Source organism: Entomohabitans teleogrylli (genome assembly GCF_001484765.1).
Classification (GTDB): domain Bacteria; phylum Pseudomonadota; class Gammaproteobacteria; order Enterobacterales; family Enterobacteriaceae; genus Entomohabitans; species Entomohabitans teleogrylli.
Genome location: NZ_KQ947376.1, coordinates 59,846 through 76,268 on the forward strand (window position 1 = coordinate 59,846; position 16,423 = coordinate 76,268).

Consider the following 16,423-nt stretch of genomic DNA (forward strand, 5'->3'; position numbering starts at 1 on the left):
CTATTCCAGCCTGCAACCGGGCTGGATGTCTCCGGCGGCGGCGATCGCCCGATCGCGCCCCGATGCAGCGCCAGACAGCGCCATTATTACCGAGAGCAGTGCGATGCTAAGCAGCGGTATGCTCCAGCCGCCGTCAAGGTCGTGGACGCGCCCCATCAGCGGAGGGCCGCAGGCCGCCAGCAGGTAGCCTACACATTGCGCCATGCCTGACAGCGCCGCGGCCTGGTGCGCTGAACTGGCGCGCAGCCCGATAAAGGTTAAACCCAGAATCATGGTGGCCCCGGAACCGAAACCGAACAGCATCACCCACAGGGTAGCCAGTCCGGGGTACAGCCACAGTCCTGTTACCGCCACACCGCACAGCAAAGAGACCAGTATGGCAATGCCGCGCTGATCGCTGAGTTTGCTCAGCAACAGACCGATAAACAGGCCCGGCGCGGCCGTCGCCAGTTGCATCAGACCGTGAAGCGAACCGGCCTGAAGTTCGCTGTAGCCATTGCTGACCAGAATAGACGGCAGCCAGCCAATAATCACATAATAAATCAGTGAGTTAATGCCGAGAAACAGCGTCACCTGCCACGCCAGCGCTGAATGCCAGACTGTCCGACTGCTCAGGGCACTGCCGGTGCCGATACGATCAGCGGAGCGGCAGGTTAACTGAGGTAGCCAGAGGCACAGCGCCAGCAGGGGAAACAGCATCAGTCCCAGCAGGGCGCCCTGCCAGCCGGCGCCCCATTCCATAAGCGGAATCACCATCAGGGAGCCCAGCGCGGCGGCAACGCCCATGGTCAGCGAATAAGCGCCGGTCAGCCTCGCTACCTTGCCGGGAAAGTCACGTTTGATAAGTCCGGGCAGCAGGACGTTGCCCATGGCGATCCCACAACCAATCAGCGCGGTGCCGAAGAACAGCAGGGTAACCAGGCCTGAAGAGCGCAGGATAATGCCGAGGCATATCAACAGCAGCGCCGCGCCAAGGCTGCGTTCGGTGCCGACACGGTTGGCGATCGCGGCGGCCAGCGGTGAGACGACGGCGAAGGCCATTAGCGGCAGGGTGGTCAGTAATCCGGTTTGTGCGGTGGTTAAGCCAAATACCTCGCGTAGCGTGTCCAGCAGCGGCGCAACGCCGGTGAAAGCCACCCGCAACGTGGTGGCGATTAGCAAAATACCGGGCAACAGCAGCGCCGTGCGCAGGTCCGGGGTGGTTTTCATATGGGTAATTCTCTCCGGATAAATCAGTCGCGCTACGATACCGCGTTCAGCGAATGGTATAATCAAGCTAAAATGACTAATTATCGCTAAATTCGGACAATATGATGGACAGAGGGCTGGCTCTTGAGGGCTATCAACCGGATAACCATGCGGATCCCGCGGTGGCATTCCGGGTTCGCGTTACTGAAAATGAGCAGGAAATACCCCGCCATCAGCATCGCAAAGGGCAACTGATCGTGGCGCTGCACGGCGGTATTACCTGCGAGGTGTCGCAGGCGATGTGGATGGTTCCGCCGCAGTATGCGGTCTGGCTTCCCGGCGGTATGCCGCATACCAATCGGGCGACAGCGCAAGCCCGGCTGTGTTTTTTGTTTATTGAGCCCGGCGCCGTCGAGATGCCGGAACATTGCTGCGCTCTGCGCATTTCGCCGCTGGTGCGTGAACTGATCCTGACGCTGGCCGATCGCCAGCAGAATCTGAATGCGCCAGCGACCCGGCGCCTGGTGGCGGTACTGTTTGATGAGTTGCCGCGCCAGCCGGTGGAGCAGTTACAACTGCCAGTATCCGAACATCCGCGTATTCGCCGCATGGTGGATTTTATGGCGCGCCATCCGGAACAGCGGCGTACCCTGGCGGAATGGGCGAAGACGCTGGCGATGAGTGAGCGCAGTCTCGCCAGACTGGTGGAAAAAGAGACCGGGCTTAACTACCGGCGCTGGCGTCATCAGCTACAACTGATTCAGGCCCTGCGCCTGCTGATTGGCGGTGATGCCGTACAGCAGGTAGCCCGGCAACTGGGTTATGAGTCCACTACCGCTTTTATCACCATGTTTCGCAATGGCATGGGGCAAACGCCTGGCAAGTATCTGGCGTCGCTGGAGGCGCTCTCTTCCGGGGAACTAAGCGGTGATTTCTCCTGAATTGAGCCGTAGGTGATAGCAAAAAATAGAGTGCATACGGGTCTGGCTGCGATGCCGTTAGCGCTTTATGCCATCACGCGCCAGGTCATCATTTTTTTGCATATCTAAAGTAAATATAAGCATTGGTGCGCGGTTTTAAGTTATGGGAGCGTAGGACCACAGAGAGATAAACCTTTGGGATTACAGGGACTACTATGGCTTACGCACACACACAGAAAAAAATGCTTGTCCTGGCGCTACTGGGCCTGGCAGCGTCTGGCGCCCATGCCGATCAACTGGCGGATATCCGCCAGGCCGGCGTGGTGAAAATCGCCACCTTTGACGCGAACCCACCGTTTGGTTCCGTCGATCCGCAAACTCATCAACTGGTGGGCTACGATGTGGACTTCGCTCAGGCGCTGGCGAAATCGCTGGGGGTAAAACTGGAGCTGGTGGCTACCAATCCGGCAAACCGCATTCCTCTGCTGCAGTCCGGCAAAGCGGATTTGATTGTCGCTGATATTACCATTACTCCGGAGCGCGCTCAGGTCATTGATTTCTCAACGCCTTATTTTGTCACTGGCCAACAATTTCTGGTGCCGGCTACGTCAACTGACAAACTGGACGACTATGGTCGTGCGCGCATTGGCGCGGTGAAAGGCACTACCGGAGAACAGGCATTACATCAGCGTTTCCCTGCCGCCCGGGTCCTGGCTTATGACGATATCCCGCTGGCGTTTACCGCGCTGCGCAACGGAAACGTACAGGCCATCACTCAGGACAGTACCATCCTCGCCGGCTTGTTGGCTGGCGCTCCCGATAAAGCCAGCTTCAAAATTTTGCCTGATCTGTTGAGTAAAGAAGAGATTGGCGTCGGCGTGAAGAAAGGACAGCCGGCGCTACTCAAAGCGGTGAATGACGAGCTGGTGAAGCTGGAGGCCAGCGGTGAAGCGGCAAAAATTTATGACGCCTGGTTTGGCCCCGCCACGCCATCGCCGCAGCCCCGGTCATTTAAAATAGAAGCGCAATAATATGTTGTCTGGTCTATTTTCTGGTTCCGCGGCTTCGCCCGCGGAATTTTCACAGCTCCGGCAGGCCAGCGTGGAATTTCGTGGAGTAGTGAAGCAATACGGCGATCAGCGGGTGCTCAACGGCATTAATCTCACGGTTAATCCCGGCGAAGTAGTGGCGATCCTCGGGCCATCCGGTTCAGGGAAGTCGACCCTGATTCGACTGGTGAATCAACTGGAAGCGCTGAGCAGCGGCGATATTCTGATCGATAACCGTTCTACACGTGGGCTGCGTGGCCGGGGGCTGCGTGAACTGCGTAGTCGGGTCGGCTTCGTCTTTCAGCAGTTCAATCTCTACAGCCACCTGAGCGCCCGGGAGAATATTACCCTGGCGCTGACTCAGGTTCACGGCTGGCAAAAAGCCGCCGCTCAACAGCGGGCGCAGGCATTGCTGGAACGCGTCGGGCTGCTCGACAAAGCGCGCCATTACCCGGCCCAGCTATCGGGAGGTCAGCAGCAGCGAGTGGCCATTGCCCGGGCGTTGGCGTCATCACCGGCGATTTTGTTGTTCGATGAACCGACTTCGGCGCTCGATCCGGAAATGATTGGCGAAGTACTGCAGGTGATGAAATCGCTGGCCCACAGCGGTATCACAATGATAGTGGTGACCCATGAGATGCCGTTCGCCAGGGAAATCGCTGACAGGGTCGTGTTTATTGACGGCGGCGAGATACTGGAGCAGGCGTCGCCGGCACGTTTCTTCAGCCACCCGCAGCATCCGCGGGCGCGGCGTTTTCTCCGCAACGTCCTCGATCCGCTGCATCAGGAGACGCGGGACTAATGTCATTTTTCGACTGGCAGGGCGTACTGGCGGGCCAGCCCCTGCAATGGATCATTAGCGGTTTTCTTACCACGCTCTGGGTGACGGCGGCAGGCGTATTCCTTGCTACGTTGCTGGCGATATTATTACTGGCGCTGCGCCTGGCGGGAGGTGTGGCGGGGCGTGGAATCGCCGCCGCCTGGGTATCGCTGTTTCGCAATACCCCGCTGCTGGTACAACTGCTGTTCTGGTATTTTGCGGCCTGGAATCTACTGCCACAGACGCTGCGCGATTTCGTCAATGACGATCATATGTGGTCCACGTTGCCTGGCAATGTCTGGTGGCTGACACCGGAATTTCTCTGCGCGGCGTGGGGGCTTGGGGTATTTACATCGGCATTTCTTATCGAGGAAATCACCGCCGGGATGCGGGCGATACCTGGCGGTCAGCGCGAGGCGGCGCAGGCACAGGGCTTTTCCGGATGGAGGTTGTTACGCTGGATCCTGCTGCCCCAGGGGCTGGAAAATGCCTGGCAGCCGATTGTCGGCCAGTACCTGAATTTGATGAAGCTCTCCTCGCTGACCAGCGCTATTGGCTTCGCGGAACTGACCTGTCAGGTCAGGCAAATCGAAAGTTATAACGCCCATGCCCTGGAGGCCTTTGCCGTCGGGACGCTACTGTATCTGGTACTGGGCGTGGCGATGAGCTTTGGGCTTGCGCGGATTGGTCCGCGTCGCGGTCGGCGCGCTGCGGTCTCTGGCCGCTCACCGGGCCGTAAGCTCAGCGAGGCTGCCGATGATTGCTGAATTACGGGTAATAACCGATAACCTCGACTATCTGCTGTGGGGAAGAGTGGGGCAGGGGCAGCCGGGAGGCGTTTTGCTCACCCTGTTGATGGCCCTGGGAGCGGGGATGCTGGCGTTGCCCGGCGGTATCGCGCTGGCGGGCCTTGCCTGGCGCTGGCCCGGTCGGGTACGCAAACTACTGTTTATCTGGGCGGAGTTGATTCGCGGGATCCCGTTGATTTTCGTGATTTTCTGGCTTTGGTATTTGTTGCCTGCGTTGACCGGCGCCGATTTGCCCGGCGCCCTGACGGTGACCCTGGCGCTGGCATGGTTTACATCGGCATCGGTGATGCATTCGGTATTCGCCGGTCTCCAGGCTTTGCCGCAAGGGCAGTATGAGGCCGCGCAGAGTCAGGGATTCAGCGCCGGGCAGGCGCTTCTGCTGTTACTGCTGCCCCAGGCGCTGCGCAATGTGTTGCCGTCGCTGGTGGGGCTGTTCATCGCATTATTAAAGGATACTTCGCTGGCTTTTATCGTGAATGTGCCTGAACTGACCACTATCGCCGGGCAGGTGAATAACCGGATACAGATCTATCCGGCGGCAATTTTTATTTTTACCGGTCTGGTTTACTACTTGCTGTGCAGCGGACTGGCCGTAATGGCCGGGCGCTGGCAGCGTCGCTATTTACTGGCGGCCAATAAATAGCGATACCAGACCGGCGGCGATCAACGGGCCGACGGGTACCCCGCGGAACAGCGCGACGCCAATAATTGTTCCAACCAGCAGCCCGGCGACAATCGTCGGCTGGCTGCTCATCAGAGTGACCCCGCGCCCACCCAGCCATGAGACGAATACCCCGATGACAATCGCCACCAGCGATTTCCAGTTAACGAACGAGTGAAACAGCGTGGAGGGCGGCAGCGAGCCGCTGGCGATGGGCGCCATCACGCCAATCGTGAGGATAATAATCCCGATGGACAGCCCCTGTTTTTCTATCCACGGAAAGAAGGTATTGAGCGGGGTGACCCGGACAATAATCAGCACCAGAATGGAGACGGCAACCGTAGTGTTATGGCTGATAAAACCGAGCGCGGCCAGTCCCAGCAGGACCAGCAGGGTAACGTCGAACATGAATGTGAATCCTTGCCAGAAATGATAAGCCTGTTTACTTTACGCGCAACGGCGTGAATAAACAGGCTTTTTTTACAGGCGTTATCCGAAGCGTTTAAATGTGCCGCTTTCTTTCACCGGCGGAGGAGATGCTGGTGGGGTTACTGCTGCAGGCGCTGGAAAGCGATCAGCTCCGGGCGAGCGATACGCAGATAATCAGCGCTATTCAGAATGATGGATTTATGCAGTAAGCCGGCATTGAACGCAATCTCGTCATAGAGCCCGAACAGTTGTGGGTCAGCCACCAGTTTGAGGCCCGGGTGAAAACTGAACGGCGGTATCGCGCCAAATTGGCAGCGGGTCAGCGCATCGACTTCCGCCGGGCTGGCCAGTGAAGCCTTCAGGCCACCAATATGCTGCGCCAGCAACGACAGATCGGCCTGGCGATCGCCGCCGAGGATCGCCAGAACATGTTGTTTGACGCCATTTCCCTTTACGTTGCAGACCAGCGCCTTGGCTCCCTGGCCGAGGGCGGTACCGCGGATAGCGGCAACGGCCTCACATTTGCCTACCGGTTCATGTTCCATAATTCTGAATGCGGCATTTTGCTGCTGTAATAGCGTAATCAGTTTCTGAAATACCTCTTCACCGCCTGACATGCACTGACTCCCCTGAATGCTTTGCGACCAGGGGACACCATAACATTTATCGGTTAAAGGGAGAAAATATCGGCGCTCGGTTCTATCACGGTTTTTGTCTGGCTAATGGAGGTTATAGTCACAGTTTGTGATAATAAGATCATTAATAATGATGGCTTGAAATATAGAGATGATAAATAGCGTGAGTTGAAATTGTTTCATCATGAAAGCAATGGTGAAACTATTCTTTTTGCAATGATAACTCTGTTAAGAAAAAGTATTTCTTATCGAGTGCTGCGGGATGCCGTTAACAGAATTGACCGACGCTAATATTGCTGCGAGGAATAAGTCACGCGTAAAAGTAGCGAAAATATGAAAAAAGTCTGACTCTTATTTCCATTAATAACAAGAACAATATTCTGGATTTTTTTGTTTTTATTATTTAACTGATCAATTTTTATTAATATTACGGATCTTTGATCTACTTAACGATCATTCAACAGATTTTAATTCTGTTTGTGATGTCTTTGATGGATCATAGATCTGAAAAAAATGCTATTAACAGTATAAAAGATCGTGATAAGTTAATTTTTTGTATTTAATGCCTGACGTCTGTAGCTAAAGGGAAGGGAGCACAGGTTGTTTTTTAATATGATGGAGCATAACGGAAAGGTCGTTTCTGAGGTTATCACCTTTATTTCTGATGACTGTGTTTATTTACAGGGCGTAGCATCGTTTTGTATGCACAGCCACATTAACTGCAGGTTAGTCTATGCCTACTCAGGCATGGATTTACAGACGTTATCGGCTAACACCGAACCGGTAATGCCGGATTCAGTGGTAGTGGTTGCTATTACTGATATGTACCTGCGTAACCAAATTGTCAGCAGTGAATTCTTACCCGCCTGCCGCTGTATTTTTGAAACCCGTATTGCGGTGTGCCCGGGAGAACGTCTGGCATTTCCTTATGCGTTGCCTCGTCTGGAACCCCGAATGTATGCCCATATTTTGCTGGAGGCATTTTTTTCACCGTTATCCAGGCCAAAGATTTCAGAATGTGATATCCAGATCATTAATACCCTGTGTGAAGGGGGCAACCTACCGATGTTATCAAATATTTTGGGGCTGCAGGAGAAAAGTCTTTACCAGCGATGGTTAAAAATTCTTAAAAGACGCGGTTTCTCCAGCCTGCATCCCTGCGCATGGTTTTTGTGCCGGGATATGATGATTATGGAGAAAAAAATAGCCAACAGAATCATTGCCGCTAAGCGCGAACGGGCGCTCAGAAAGAATACTTCAGCCCGGTTCTCCGGCCGTCAGGCGGAAAAATCACTTAGTTTCTAGCTTCCCGAAATGGCCTGCGCTATAAAATTTATCGTCTTCTCCATGGGTATTTTTTAAGAAAAAACCTTATCAGAAAGAATAATCCTGGGTTTTCCTGAATGAACCAGGAATTTTTGCAATGGACATTACAGACCATTCCTGGTTTATTACTGACATATTGACCAGATAATCAGTGGGCGTATCAGGAAAATTATTAAGGATGAATTTTATGAAAAAGGTAATTGGCTCATGCCTTTTACTGGTGGTTGCTTTTAGCGCCAGCGCCGGTCAGTACCAGAATGGATGTGAAATAAAGAAAAGCAACATTCTCAGACAAATCGAGTATGCAAAACAGTATGGTAATTATCACCGCGTAGCAGGGCTTAACAGAGCGCTGGCGAACGTCGAGCGATATTGCCATGGCGCACCGCTATCGACCCGCAACGATGACGCATGGGAGAAAATACGCGACAAGGAAAAGAAGGTGAGTGAGCGCCGCCAGGAACTGGAACAGGCAAAACTCAAGGGTGATACGGAAAAAATCAGTAAAAAAGCTTTGCGACTTATCGATGCTCAGGAAGAGCTTAATCAGGCACTGGCGGAGCTGTAGTTATCCTGTTGCCCCGGTGCTTTTATCTCCTGCGGGTCTGATGAGTGACCAGTTATCAGGCATTTCTGATATGGCCCGGCATGTTTACAGGCGCTATTTACCGTAGCGGTTCTTTATTCATTCAGGGCAGTATGCATCGTTATCTGTCGATAAACTGAACCGCTGTCGCGGGGCGATTCTGCCGCGGTCATGAAATGAATTGCATAAAGAAAATCAGCCAGCGAAATCGCTGGCTGATTTTTTTATCGATCACGCCCGCGCTTCCGATCCCTGTTTCTGAAACAGTTCACGGAATACCGGGTAAATATCCTCCTGATCGCGAATATGCTGCATAGCGAAATTATCAAATGTCGCCTGTAGCTGCTCGTACTCGCGCCACAGCGTCTGGTGAGCGCGGCGGGTAATCTCGATATAGCTGTAATAACGCACCACCGGCAGGATCTGCTTTGCCAGCAACTCATGACACAACGGCGAATCATCCGCCCAGTTATCGCCATCGGACGCCTGGGCGGCATAGATGTTCCACTGGGCCGGGTCGTAGCGCGCTTTGACCACCTCATCCATCAGTTTCAGGGCGCTGGAGACAATGGTGCCGCCGGTTTCCTGAGAGTAGAAAAACTCATGTTCATCCACCTCTTTGGCCTGCGTATGGTGGCGAATATACACTACATCGACATTTTTATAGGTCCGGCTCAGGAACAGGTAGAGCAGGATATAAAAACGTTTGGCCATATCTTTGGTCGACTGATCCATTGAGCCGGAGACATCCATCAGGCAGAACATCACCGCCTGGCTGGAAGGCTCCGGGCGTTTTTCATAATTTTTGTAGCGTAAATCGAAGGTGTCGATAAACGGCACCCGGTCGATTTTCGCGCGTAGCTCAATTATCTCTTTGCGCAGCCGCTCTTCTTCGAGCAGTTGCGCGGGTTCACTGTTTTCGACATCCGCGAGCTCTTCCTCCAGCGCGCGTAACTGGCGGCGTTTGCCGGCGGTCATCGCCGTACGGCGCGCCAGCGAGTTTTGTAATGAACGCACCACGCTGATATTGGCCGGCACGCCGTTTGACGTGTAGCCGGCGCGATGCGTTTTGTACTCATTGATCTGTCGCTGCTGGTTACGCTTCAGGTTTGGCAGGGCCAGATCTTCAAACAGCAAATCAAGGTATTCGTCTTTGGAAATCTGAAAGACGAATTCATCCTGCCCTTCGCCGTCCGGGCTGGCCTGGCCCTGACCGCCGCCGGAACCGCCTCCGCCGCCCTGGGGACGCTCAATACGGTCATTTTGAATGAAATGGTCATTACCGGGGTGTACGCGGTGGCGTAAGCCTCCCCGGCCCTGATGAAACATCGGCTCGCTGATGTCTTCCGTTGGAATCGAGACCGACTCGCCGCTCTCTACGTCGGTGACCGAACGCTTATTGATGGCTTCGGAAATCGACTGTTTGATCTGTCCCTTATAGCGCCGCAAAAAGCGCTGGCGGTTAACCGCGCTTTTATTTTTGCCGTTAAGCCGGCGATCAATAAACCAGGTCATAATTCCCCCCAAACTGCTAATGCCGGATGCGCAGAGGGTCACGAGTACGCTCGTGGCCAGGCCGGTCATGCGCGGGCTGCCAGATTGCCGACAGCCCGGCGTATGCCGGGCGATTATCTCCTTATGACGATTTCCGCACGCGCAGATACCATTCGCACAGCAGGCGTACCTGCTTGCGGGTATAGCCTTTTTCCATCATGCGATCGACGAAATCATCGTGCTTTTTCTGTTCATCGGTTGAGGTTTTGGCATTGAACGAAATGACCGGCAGCAGCTCTTCGGTGTTAGAGAACATTTTCTTCTCTATCACGGTACGCAGCTTCTCGTAACTGGTCCAGTTCGGGTTGCGGCCGTTATTATTGGCCCGGGCGCGCAGCACGAAGTTGACTATCTCGTTGCGGAAGTCTTTCGGGTTGCTGATGCCCGCCGGTTTCTCGATTTTCTCCAGTTCGGCGTTCAGGGATTCGCGGTCGAACAACTGCCCGGTGTCCGGATCGCGATACTCCTGATCCTGAATCCAGAAGTCGGCGTAAGTCACATAGCGGTCGAAAATATTCTGCCCGTACTCGGAGTAAGATTCCAGATAGGCGGTCTGGATCTCTTTACCGATAAACTCGGCATATTTCGGGATCAGATAGCCTTTCAGGTGCTCAAGATATTTCTCCGCCAGCTCCTGGGGGAACTGTTCACGTTCAATCTGCTGTTCAAGGACATAGAACAGATGAACCGGGTTAGCCGCTACTTCAGCGTGATCGAAGTTGAACACCCGCGAGAGGATTTTAAAGGCAAAGCGGGTCGACAGACCGTTCATCCCTTCATCCACCCCGGCATAGTCCCGGTACTCCTGATACGACTTGGCTTTCGGATCGGTGTCTTTCAGGCTTTCGCCATCATAGACGCGCATTTTCGAGTACATGCTCGAATTTTCCGGCTCTTTCAGGCGCGACAGGATTGAGAAACGGGCCAGGGTTTCCAGTGTGCCCGGCGCGCAGGGCGCGTGGGTCAGCTCACTGTTATTCAGCAGTTTTTCGTAAATCCTGATCTCTTCAGAAATACGCAGGCAGTAAGGCACCTTGACGATATACACACGGTCAAGGAACGCCTCATTATTTTTGTTGTTACGGAAAGTCACCCATTCAGATTCGTTGGAATGGGCAAGAATAATGCCATTAAAGGGCAGGGCAGAAATCCCCTCGGTACCGTTATAGTTGCCTTCCTGCGTGGCTGTCAGCAGCGGATGCAGCACTTTAATCGGCGCCTTAAACATCTCGACGAATTCCATGATCCCCTGGTTGGCGCGACACAGGGCCCCGGAGTAACCATAGGCGTCGGGATCGTTCTGGGCGTAGTGCTCCAGTTTGCGGATATCCACTTTACCGACCAGGGCAGAGATATCCTGGTTGTTTTCATCGCCAGGCTCTGTTTTGGCGATGGCGATTTGCTGAAGAATCGACGGCCATACTTTCACGACCCGGAATTTGGTAATGTCGCCGCCGAACTCGTGCAGCCGCTTGGCGGCCCAGGGAGACATAATGGTGCCCAGATAGCGGTTGGGGATCCCGTACTCTTTGTCGAGAATTTGCGCATCTTCCTGAGGATTGAACAGACACAGCGGGTGGTCGTTCACCGGGCTGCGCTCTCCGTTGGCGCTCAGCACATAGATAGGCACCCGCTGCATCAGCGCTTTCAGGCGTTCGGCCAGCGACGATTTACCGCCGCCCACCGGGCCCAGCAGATACAGGATCTGTTTCTTCTCTTCCAGCCCCTGAGCGGCATGTTTCAGGTAGGAAACAATTTGCTCAATGGCTTCTTCCATGCCGTAAAACTCTTCAAAGGCCGGGTAGCGTGCGATGACCCGGTTCGAAAAGAGACGGGACAGCCGGGGATCCAGGGCAGTATCCACCATCACTGGCTCTCCAATGGCCGTCAATAGCCGTTCTGCCGCGTTGGCATAGGCACTGCGATCTTGCCGACATACGGTAAGAAACTCCTGCAGTGTGAACTCTTCGTCCTTGGCAGCTTCGTAGCGCTGGCGATAGTGATCGAATATATTCATGGCATGCCGTCCTTTCGTTTTTTAGCACAGGTTAAAGAGCCATTGGTAAGTGTAATGTCGGCTCCCGGAAGACGTTAGCCGATCGCAGCAACCTTTATGCCATATAAGACATAAGTGCCGGAAACAGTCGGTTGACAGCGTCGGGTTGTGGTACCTCCGTAAATTTAAGCGTAGATGGCATTTAGCAAACTTGCATATCACAAACACGAAATTTCAGCGATATATCAATGAGTCAACGGGACATTTTTGGAAAAGTGAATTGCGCAGCATTGTGTGTGAAACTAAACCGTCATTGAAGTGAAAACCACCTGACATAATGGGGTGCAATATTACACAGTTCTGAATTTTTTAATGTGTTGATGCAAAATATTTGGGATGAATGCGTCAGGCGGTTACACTTCCAGAGTTGATTATTTGACTAAAGGATTGAACGGATTGTGACCAGATTCAAACTTCTCGCAACCGGCGCGCTGTTTGCCGTTACATTCACCGCTGCGCACGCTCAGGGCCCATGGACACTGGGGGCGGGTGCCGCTTTCGTTGAACATCCGTATAAAGAGTACAAACACGACGTCTACCCGGTACCGGTCATTGGCTATGAAGGCGAAAGTTTCTGGTTCCGTGGCCTGGGGGCGGGCTACTATCTGTGGAACGACACCAGCGACAAACTGTCGATTACCGCCTTCTACTCGCCAACCTATTTCAAACCGAAAGACAGCGATAACCGCCAGTTGCGCCAGCTCGACCGCCGTAAATCCACCATGATGGCCGGGTTAACCTACACCCACGATACGCCATACGGTTACCTGCGCACCACCCTGGTAGGGGATACGCTGGATAACAGTAACGGGATCATCTGGGATATTGGCTGGCTGTACCGTTACACGAATGCGCGCTGGACGGTGATCCCGGGTATCGGCGTTGAGTGGAATAGCGAAAACCAGAACGAATATTATTACGGGGTTAGCGGCAATGAATCCCGGCGCAGCGGGTTGCATAGTTACGATCCTGACAGCGGCTGGAACCCGTGGCTGGCGCTGACTGTCAACTTCCGTCTTACCGATGACTGGAGTGTATACGGTATCGGACGCTATACCCGCTTGTCGGATGAAATTAAAGACAGCCCGATGGTCAATAAATCCTGGAGCGCCCTGTTCTCTACCGGAATAACCTACAGTTTCTGATAGGGCAATTTGTGCAATATAACGGGGCCTTTGGGCCCCGTGGGATTAATGAGAAACCTCATATTTATTGCCGCACTTGCTGATATCACCCGATAACAGGCAAGGAAAATCAATGTATTGATTTTCGGCTGATAACCACAAAGGAGGAAAAACCACGTTTTTTCCTCCTTTGTCTGCTGTCTGACGGGGCCTTTGGGCCCCGTTTGCTCTATGGTGGTGCAATTTCTCCGGGAGGATGGCGATGACTGAGAAGAGCGTGGCGTTTGGCGAATCAGGGCGACAGCCGGCCATTGGTCAGGGTACCTGGTATATGGGCGAGGATCCGCAGCGCCGCCAGGATGAAGTCGCGGCGCTGCGGGCCGGTATCGATCTGGGGCTGACGCTGATTGATACCGCGGAAATGTACGCCGACGGCGGCGCGGAGGAGATCGTCGGCGAGGCGATTGCCGGACGGCGCGATAGTGTGTTCCTGGTATCCAAGGTGTATCCGTGGAATGCCGGCGGGCAAAAAGCGCTTGCCGCCTGTGAGGCAAGCCTGCGCCGTTTACGGACGGATTATCTCGATCTCTACTTATTGCACTGGCGCGGCAATTTTTCCCTGCAAGAGACGGTGTCCGCCATGGAGATGCTGATCGCTCAGGGGAAAATTCGCCGCTGGGGCGTGTCAAACCTCGACATGGATGATATGCGCGAGCTGGCGGCCGTGGAGGGCGGCGGCGCCTGTGCGACCGATCAGGTGCTGTATCATCTCGCGTCGCGCGGTATTGAGTACGATCTGCTGCCCTGGTGCCAGGCGCAGAGAATGCCGGTTATGGCCTATTGCCCGCTGGCGCAGGCTGGTCGGTTGCGTAACGGATTAATCAACCACCCGCTAGTGCGTCAGGTGGCCGCCGGGCGCGGCGTCACGGTGGCGCAAATTCTGTTGGCGTGGGTGATTCGCCAGCAGGGCGTAATGGCCATTCCTAAAGCCGCCACCATCGCCCACGTGCAGGAGAACGCGGCGGCGCTGCAGATTCGTTTAACGGACGAGGAGTGTCGATTGCTTGATAGGGCGTATCCGCCAGTACAACGTAAAGTGGCGCTGGATGTGGTGTAGTGGATGCGCCCGGCGCTATTACCGGGCGCAGGATATCAGGCTTTACGGTTGACTTTAAAGACACAGGCGAGGCGCGAAGGTCTTTCCGCCGCCGCGGTCTGCGGCGCGGTCACCGCCGCCGTTTCCACACAAACAAAGGTCTTGTAACCATCGTCGGGAACGTCCGCCATACTGACTGACAGCGCCGGACCCGGGTTCCATCCGACCACGTTGCTGTGGTGGTGATGAACAACATCAATCGTGCGCTTCAGGCTCGGGTCGTGAATCACGCTGCAGGCTTCCGGCTCCAGATAGACGCGATCGGTGCGATCCGGGAAGGTTTGCACGCCGTCACTGAGCTGGCCTTCCGCGCCGCCGTTGACCTTATCCTGGTAGCGCTGGCCCAGACCGCTGACTTTCACCGCTGCGATATCGCCAACATTAAAGTAGCTGTGCAGCGCGCTGGTGGTGGTGAAATCGCCGTGGGCTTCCAGCTCAAGCTCGCAGGTTTTTCCCAGCTTATAGCGTGCGTACAGCGTAAAGTCATGAGGCCAGTACTGGCGCGATGCTTCACTGGCCAGCAATTCGAATGTCAGCACCACGCCATTTTCGTCTTCATTATGGGCCGACAGACTCCACGGCAGATTGCGGGCAAAACCGTGAGAGGGTAGTCCCTGCTGGCTTGCCGGACCGAACCACGGCCAGCAGATGGGCACGCCGCCGCGCAGGGCGATGCCGGTTTTAAAAGGCGTGTTGTCGCTCAGCCACAGCACTTCTTCTTCGCCGGCAGGTTTCCAGGAGAGCAGATGTGCGCCCTGTAAAGCCACAGAGGCCCGTACCTGCGGATGATCGACAACCAGGAGCTCCAGTTCGTCCATCTTGCGCAGGGAGAGGACCGGGGTAAGTTGTTCGACGACCGGCAGGGCAAAAATCGTATTTATCATGTGAACAATCCTCTGTATCAAACGCAAAAAAAGAGCGACCGAAGTCGCTCTTTCAGATTACTGTCGCATCTCAACTTATTTGGAGATGTGAGCAATCAGATCCAGAACTTTGTTAGAGTAGCCGGTTTCGTTATCGTACCAGGAGACCAGTTTCACAAAGTTGTCGTTCAGGGCGATACCTGCTTTAGCATCGAACACGGAAGTGCAAACTTCGCCGTTGAAATCGGTAGAAACCACGTCGTCTTCGGTGTAACCCAGAACGCCTTTCATCGGGCCTTCAGAAGCCGCTTTGATGGCTTTCTTGATGTCTTCATAAGAAGCCGCTTTTTCCAGACGTACAGTCAGGTCAACAACGGATACGTTCGGAGTCGGAACGCGGAACGCCATACCAGTCAGTTTACCGTTCAGTTCCGGCAGGACTTTACCTACCGCTTTAGCGGCGCCAGTAGAGGACGGGATGATGTTCTGAGCTGCGCCGCGGCCGCCGCGCCAGTCTTTGTGAGACGGGCCGTCAACGGTTTTCTGAGTTGCGGTGGTAGCGTGAACGGTAGTCATCAGACCTTCGATGATGCCGAAGTTGTCGTTGATAACTTTAGCCAGCGGCGCCAGGCAGTTGGTGGTGCAGGATGCGTTGGAAACGATGTCCTGGCCGGCATATTTGTCAAAGTTGGCGCCTTTAACGAACATCGGGGTGTTGTCTTTGGACGGGCCAGTCAGAACCACTTTTTTCGCGCCAGCGGTGATGTGCTTGCGAGCAGTTTCGTCGGTCAGGAAGATACCGGTAGCTTCAGCAACTACGTCAACGCCAACTTCGTCCCACTTCAGGTTAGCCGGATCTCTTTCAGCGGTAACACGGATTTTTTTACCGTTAACGATCAGGTGGCCATCTTTCACTTCAACGGTGCCGTCAAAACGACCATGAGTGGAGTCATATTTCAGCATGTAAGCCATGTAATCAGCGTCTAACAGGTCGTTGATTGCTACGATCTCGATGTCAGAACGTTTCTGAGCAGCACGGAAAACAATGCGACCGATACGGCCAAAACCGTTGATACCTACTTTGATAGTCATATATTCCACCAGCTAGTTGTTAGTGAATAAAAGGTTGGTTGTAAAATTACAAAAACCTTGCACAGCGTCAAGCGGAATCGTGTCAATCATTGCGACAAATCAATCCAGTGTTCAGGTCTTGCACGATTCATTCGCTCACGTTTCCATTTCGGCCA

At 54.2% G+C, this 16,423-nt stretch carries 16 protein-coding genes; 9 read left to right on the forward strand and 7 right to left on the reverse strand.

The annotated features are described in order from the left end of the window. On the reverse strand, positions 1-1,209 hold the full coding sequence (locus AQ981_RS00310) for an MFS transporter (RefSeq protein WP_058909764.1): 1,209 nt from the start codon (positions 1,207-1,209) through the stop codon (positions 1-3). Between the two features lie 104 nt (positions 1,210-1,313). Between AQ981_RS00310 and AQ981_RS00315 the strand changes: the two genes are divergently transcribed. The 5 genes from AQ981_RS00315 to AQ981_RS00335 all read left to right on the forward strand — a co-directional run bounded on the left by AQ981_RS00315 (position 1,314) and on the right by AQ981_RS00335 (position 5,429). Continuing rightward, a complete protein-coding gene (locus tag AQ981_RS00315; protein WP_058910302.1) occupies positions 1,314-2,129 on the forward strand; it encodes an AraC family transcriptional regulator in 816 nt (271 codons plus the stop codon). A gap of 194 nt (positions 2,130-2,323) precedes the next feature. Further along, complete coding sequence (locus tag AQ981_RS00320) at positions 2,324-3,139, forward strand: ABC transporter substrate-binding protein (RefSeq protein ID WP_058909765.1); 816 nt, start codon at positions 2,324-2,326, stop codon at positions 3,137-3,139. A gap of 1 nt (position 3,140) precedes the next feature. Continuing rightward, entirely contained in the window at positions 3,141-3,959 is an 819-nt protein-coding gene (locus AQ981_RS00325; protein ID WP_058909766.1) for an amino acid ABC transporter ATP-binding protein, read from the forward strand. After that, positions 3,959-4,744 carry an amino acid ABC transporter permease gene (locus tag AQ981_RS00330; protein ID WP_058909767.1) on the forward strand — a complete coding sequence of 262 codons (786 nt, stop codon included), beginning with the start codon at positions 3,959-3,961 and terminating at the stop codon, positions 4,742-4,744. The genes AQ981_RS00325 and AQ981_RS00330 overlap by 1 nt, the downstream gene beginning before the upstream one ends. Beyond that, complete coding sequence (locus AQ981_RS00335) at positions 4,734-5,429, forward strand: amino acid ABC transporter permease (RefSeq protein WP_058909768.1); 696 nt, start codon at positions 4,734-4,736, stop codon at positions 5,427-5,429. The genes AQ981_RS00330 and AQ981_RS00335 overlap by 11 nt, the downstream gene beginning before the upstream one ends. Here the strand turns inward: AQ981_RS00335 and AQ981_RS00340 are convergent. Continuing rightward, on the reverse strand, positions 5,409-5,855 hold the full coding sequence (locus AQ981_RS00340) for a DUF441 domain-containing protein (RefSeq protein WP_058909769.1): 447 nt from the start codon (positions 5,853-5,855) through the stop codon (positions 5,409-5,411). The two genes, AQ981_RS00335 and AQ981_RS00340, sit on opposite strands and share 21 nt — an antisense overlap. A gap of 140 nt (positions 5,856-5,995) precedes the next feature. Then, the gene (locus AQ981_RS00345; protein WP_058909770.1) at positions 5,996-6,493 is read right to left on the reverse strand and encodes a YbaK/prolyl-tRNA synthetase associated domain-containing protein; all 498 of its coding nucleotides are present in this window, start codon (positions 6,491-6,493) and stop codon (positions 5,996-5,998) included. Between the two features lie 630 nt (positions 6,494-7,123). Between AQ981_RS00345 and AQ981_RS00350 the strand changes: the two genes are divergently transcribed. Both AQ981_RS00350 and AQ981_RS00355 read left to right on the forward strand, forming a co-directional pair. Next, positions 7,124-7,816 (forward strand): hypothetical protein, encoded by a 693-nt coding sequence (locus AQ981_RS00350; protein ID WP_154675888.1) that lies wholly within the window; start codon positions 7,124-7,126, stop codon positions 7,814-7,816. A gap of 208 nt (positions 7,817-8,024) precedes the next feature. Then, positions 8,025-8,405: a DUF1090 domain-containing protein gene (locus tag AQ981_RS00355; RefSeq protein WP_058910303.1), complete on the forward strand. Its 381-nt coding sequence runs from the start codon at positions 8,025-8,027 to the stop codon at positions 8,403-8,405. Between the two features lie 249 nt (positions 8,406-8,654). Here the strand turns inward: AQ981_RS00355 and AQ981_RS00360 are convergent, their stop codons facing one another. Both AQ981_RS00360 and yeaG read right to left on the reverse strand, forming a co-directional pair. Beyond that, entirely contained in the window at positions 8,655-9,938 is a 1,284-nt protein-coding gene (locus tag AQ981_RS00360; protein WP_058910304.1) for a YeaH/YhbH family protein, read from the reverse strand. A 121-nt stretch (positions 9,939-10,059) separates the two neighbouring features. Beyond that, a complete protein-coding gene (gene yeaG / locus AQ981_RS00365) occupies positions 10,060-11,994 on the reverse strand; it encodes a protein kinase YeaG (protein WP_058909772.1) in 1,935 nt (644 codons plus the stop codon). Between the two features lie 437 nt (positions 11,995-12,431). Between yeaG and AQ981_RS00370 the strand changes: the two genes are divergently transcribed. Together AQ981_RS00370 and AQ981_RS00375 are read left to right on the forward strand one after the other, a co-directional pair. Next, entirely contained in the window at positions 12,432-13,178 is a 747-nt protein-coding gene (locus AQ981_RS00370) for a MipA/OmpV family protein (protein WP_058909773.1), read from the forward strand. 241 nt (positions 13,179-13,419) lie between these two features. Beyond that, positions 13,420-14,274, forward strand: a complete 855-nt coding sequence (locus tag AQ981_RS00375; RefSeq protein ID WP_058909774.1) for an aldo/keto reductase — start codon at positions 13,420-13,422, stop codon at positions 14,272-14,274. Positions 14,275-14,309: 35 nt separating this feature from the next. Here AQ981_RS00375 and AQ981_RS00380 read toward each other — a convergent pair whose 3' ends face one another. Both AQ981_RS00380 and gapA read right to left on the reverse strand, forming a co-directional pair. Continuing rightward, positions 14,310-15,197, reverse strand: a complete 888-nt coding sequence (locus AQ981_RS00380) for a D-hexose-6-phosphate mutarotase (protein WP_058909775.1) — start codon at positions 15,195-15,197, stop codon at positions 14,310-14,312. Positions 15,198-15,272: 75 nt separating this feature from the next. After that, the gene (gene gapA, locus AQ981_RS00385) at positions 15,273-16,268 is read right to left on the reverse strand and encodes a glyceraldehyde-3-phosphate dehydrogenase (protein ID WP_043000921.1); all 996 of its coding nucleotides are present in this window, start codon (positions 16,266-16,268) and stop codon (positions 15,273-15,275) included. Between the last annotated feature and the right edge of the window lie 155 nt (positions 16,269-16,423).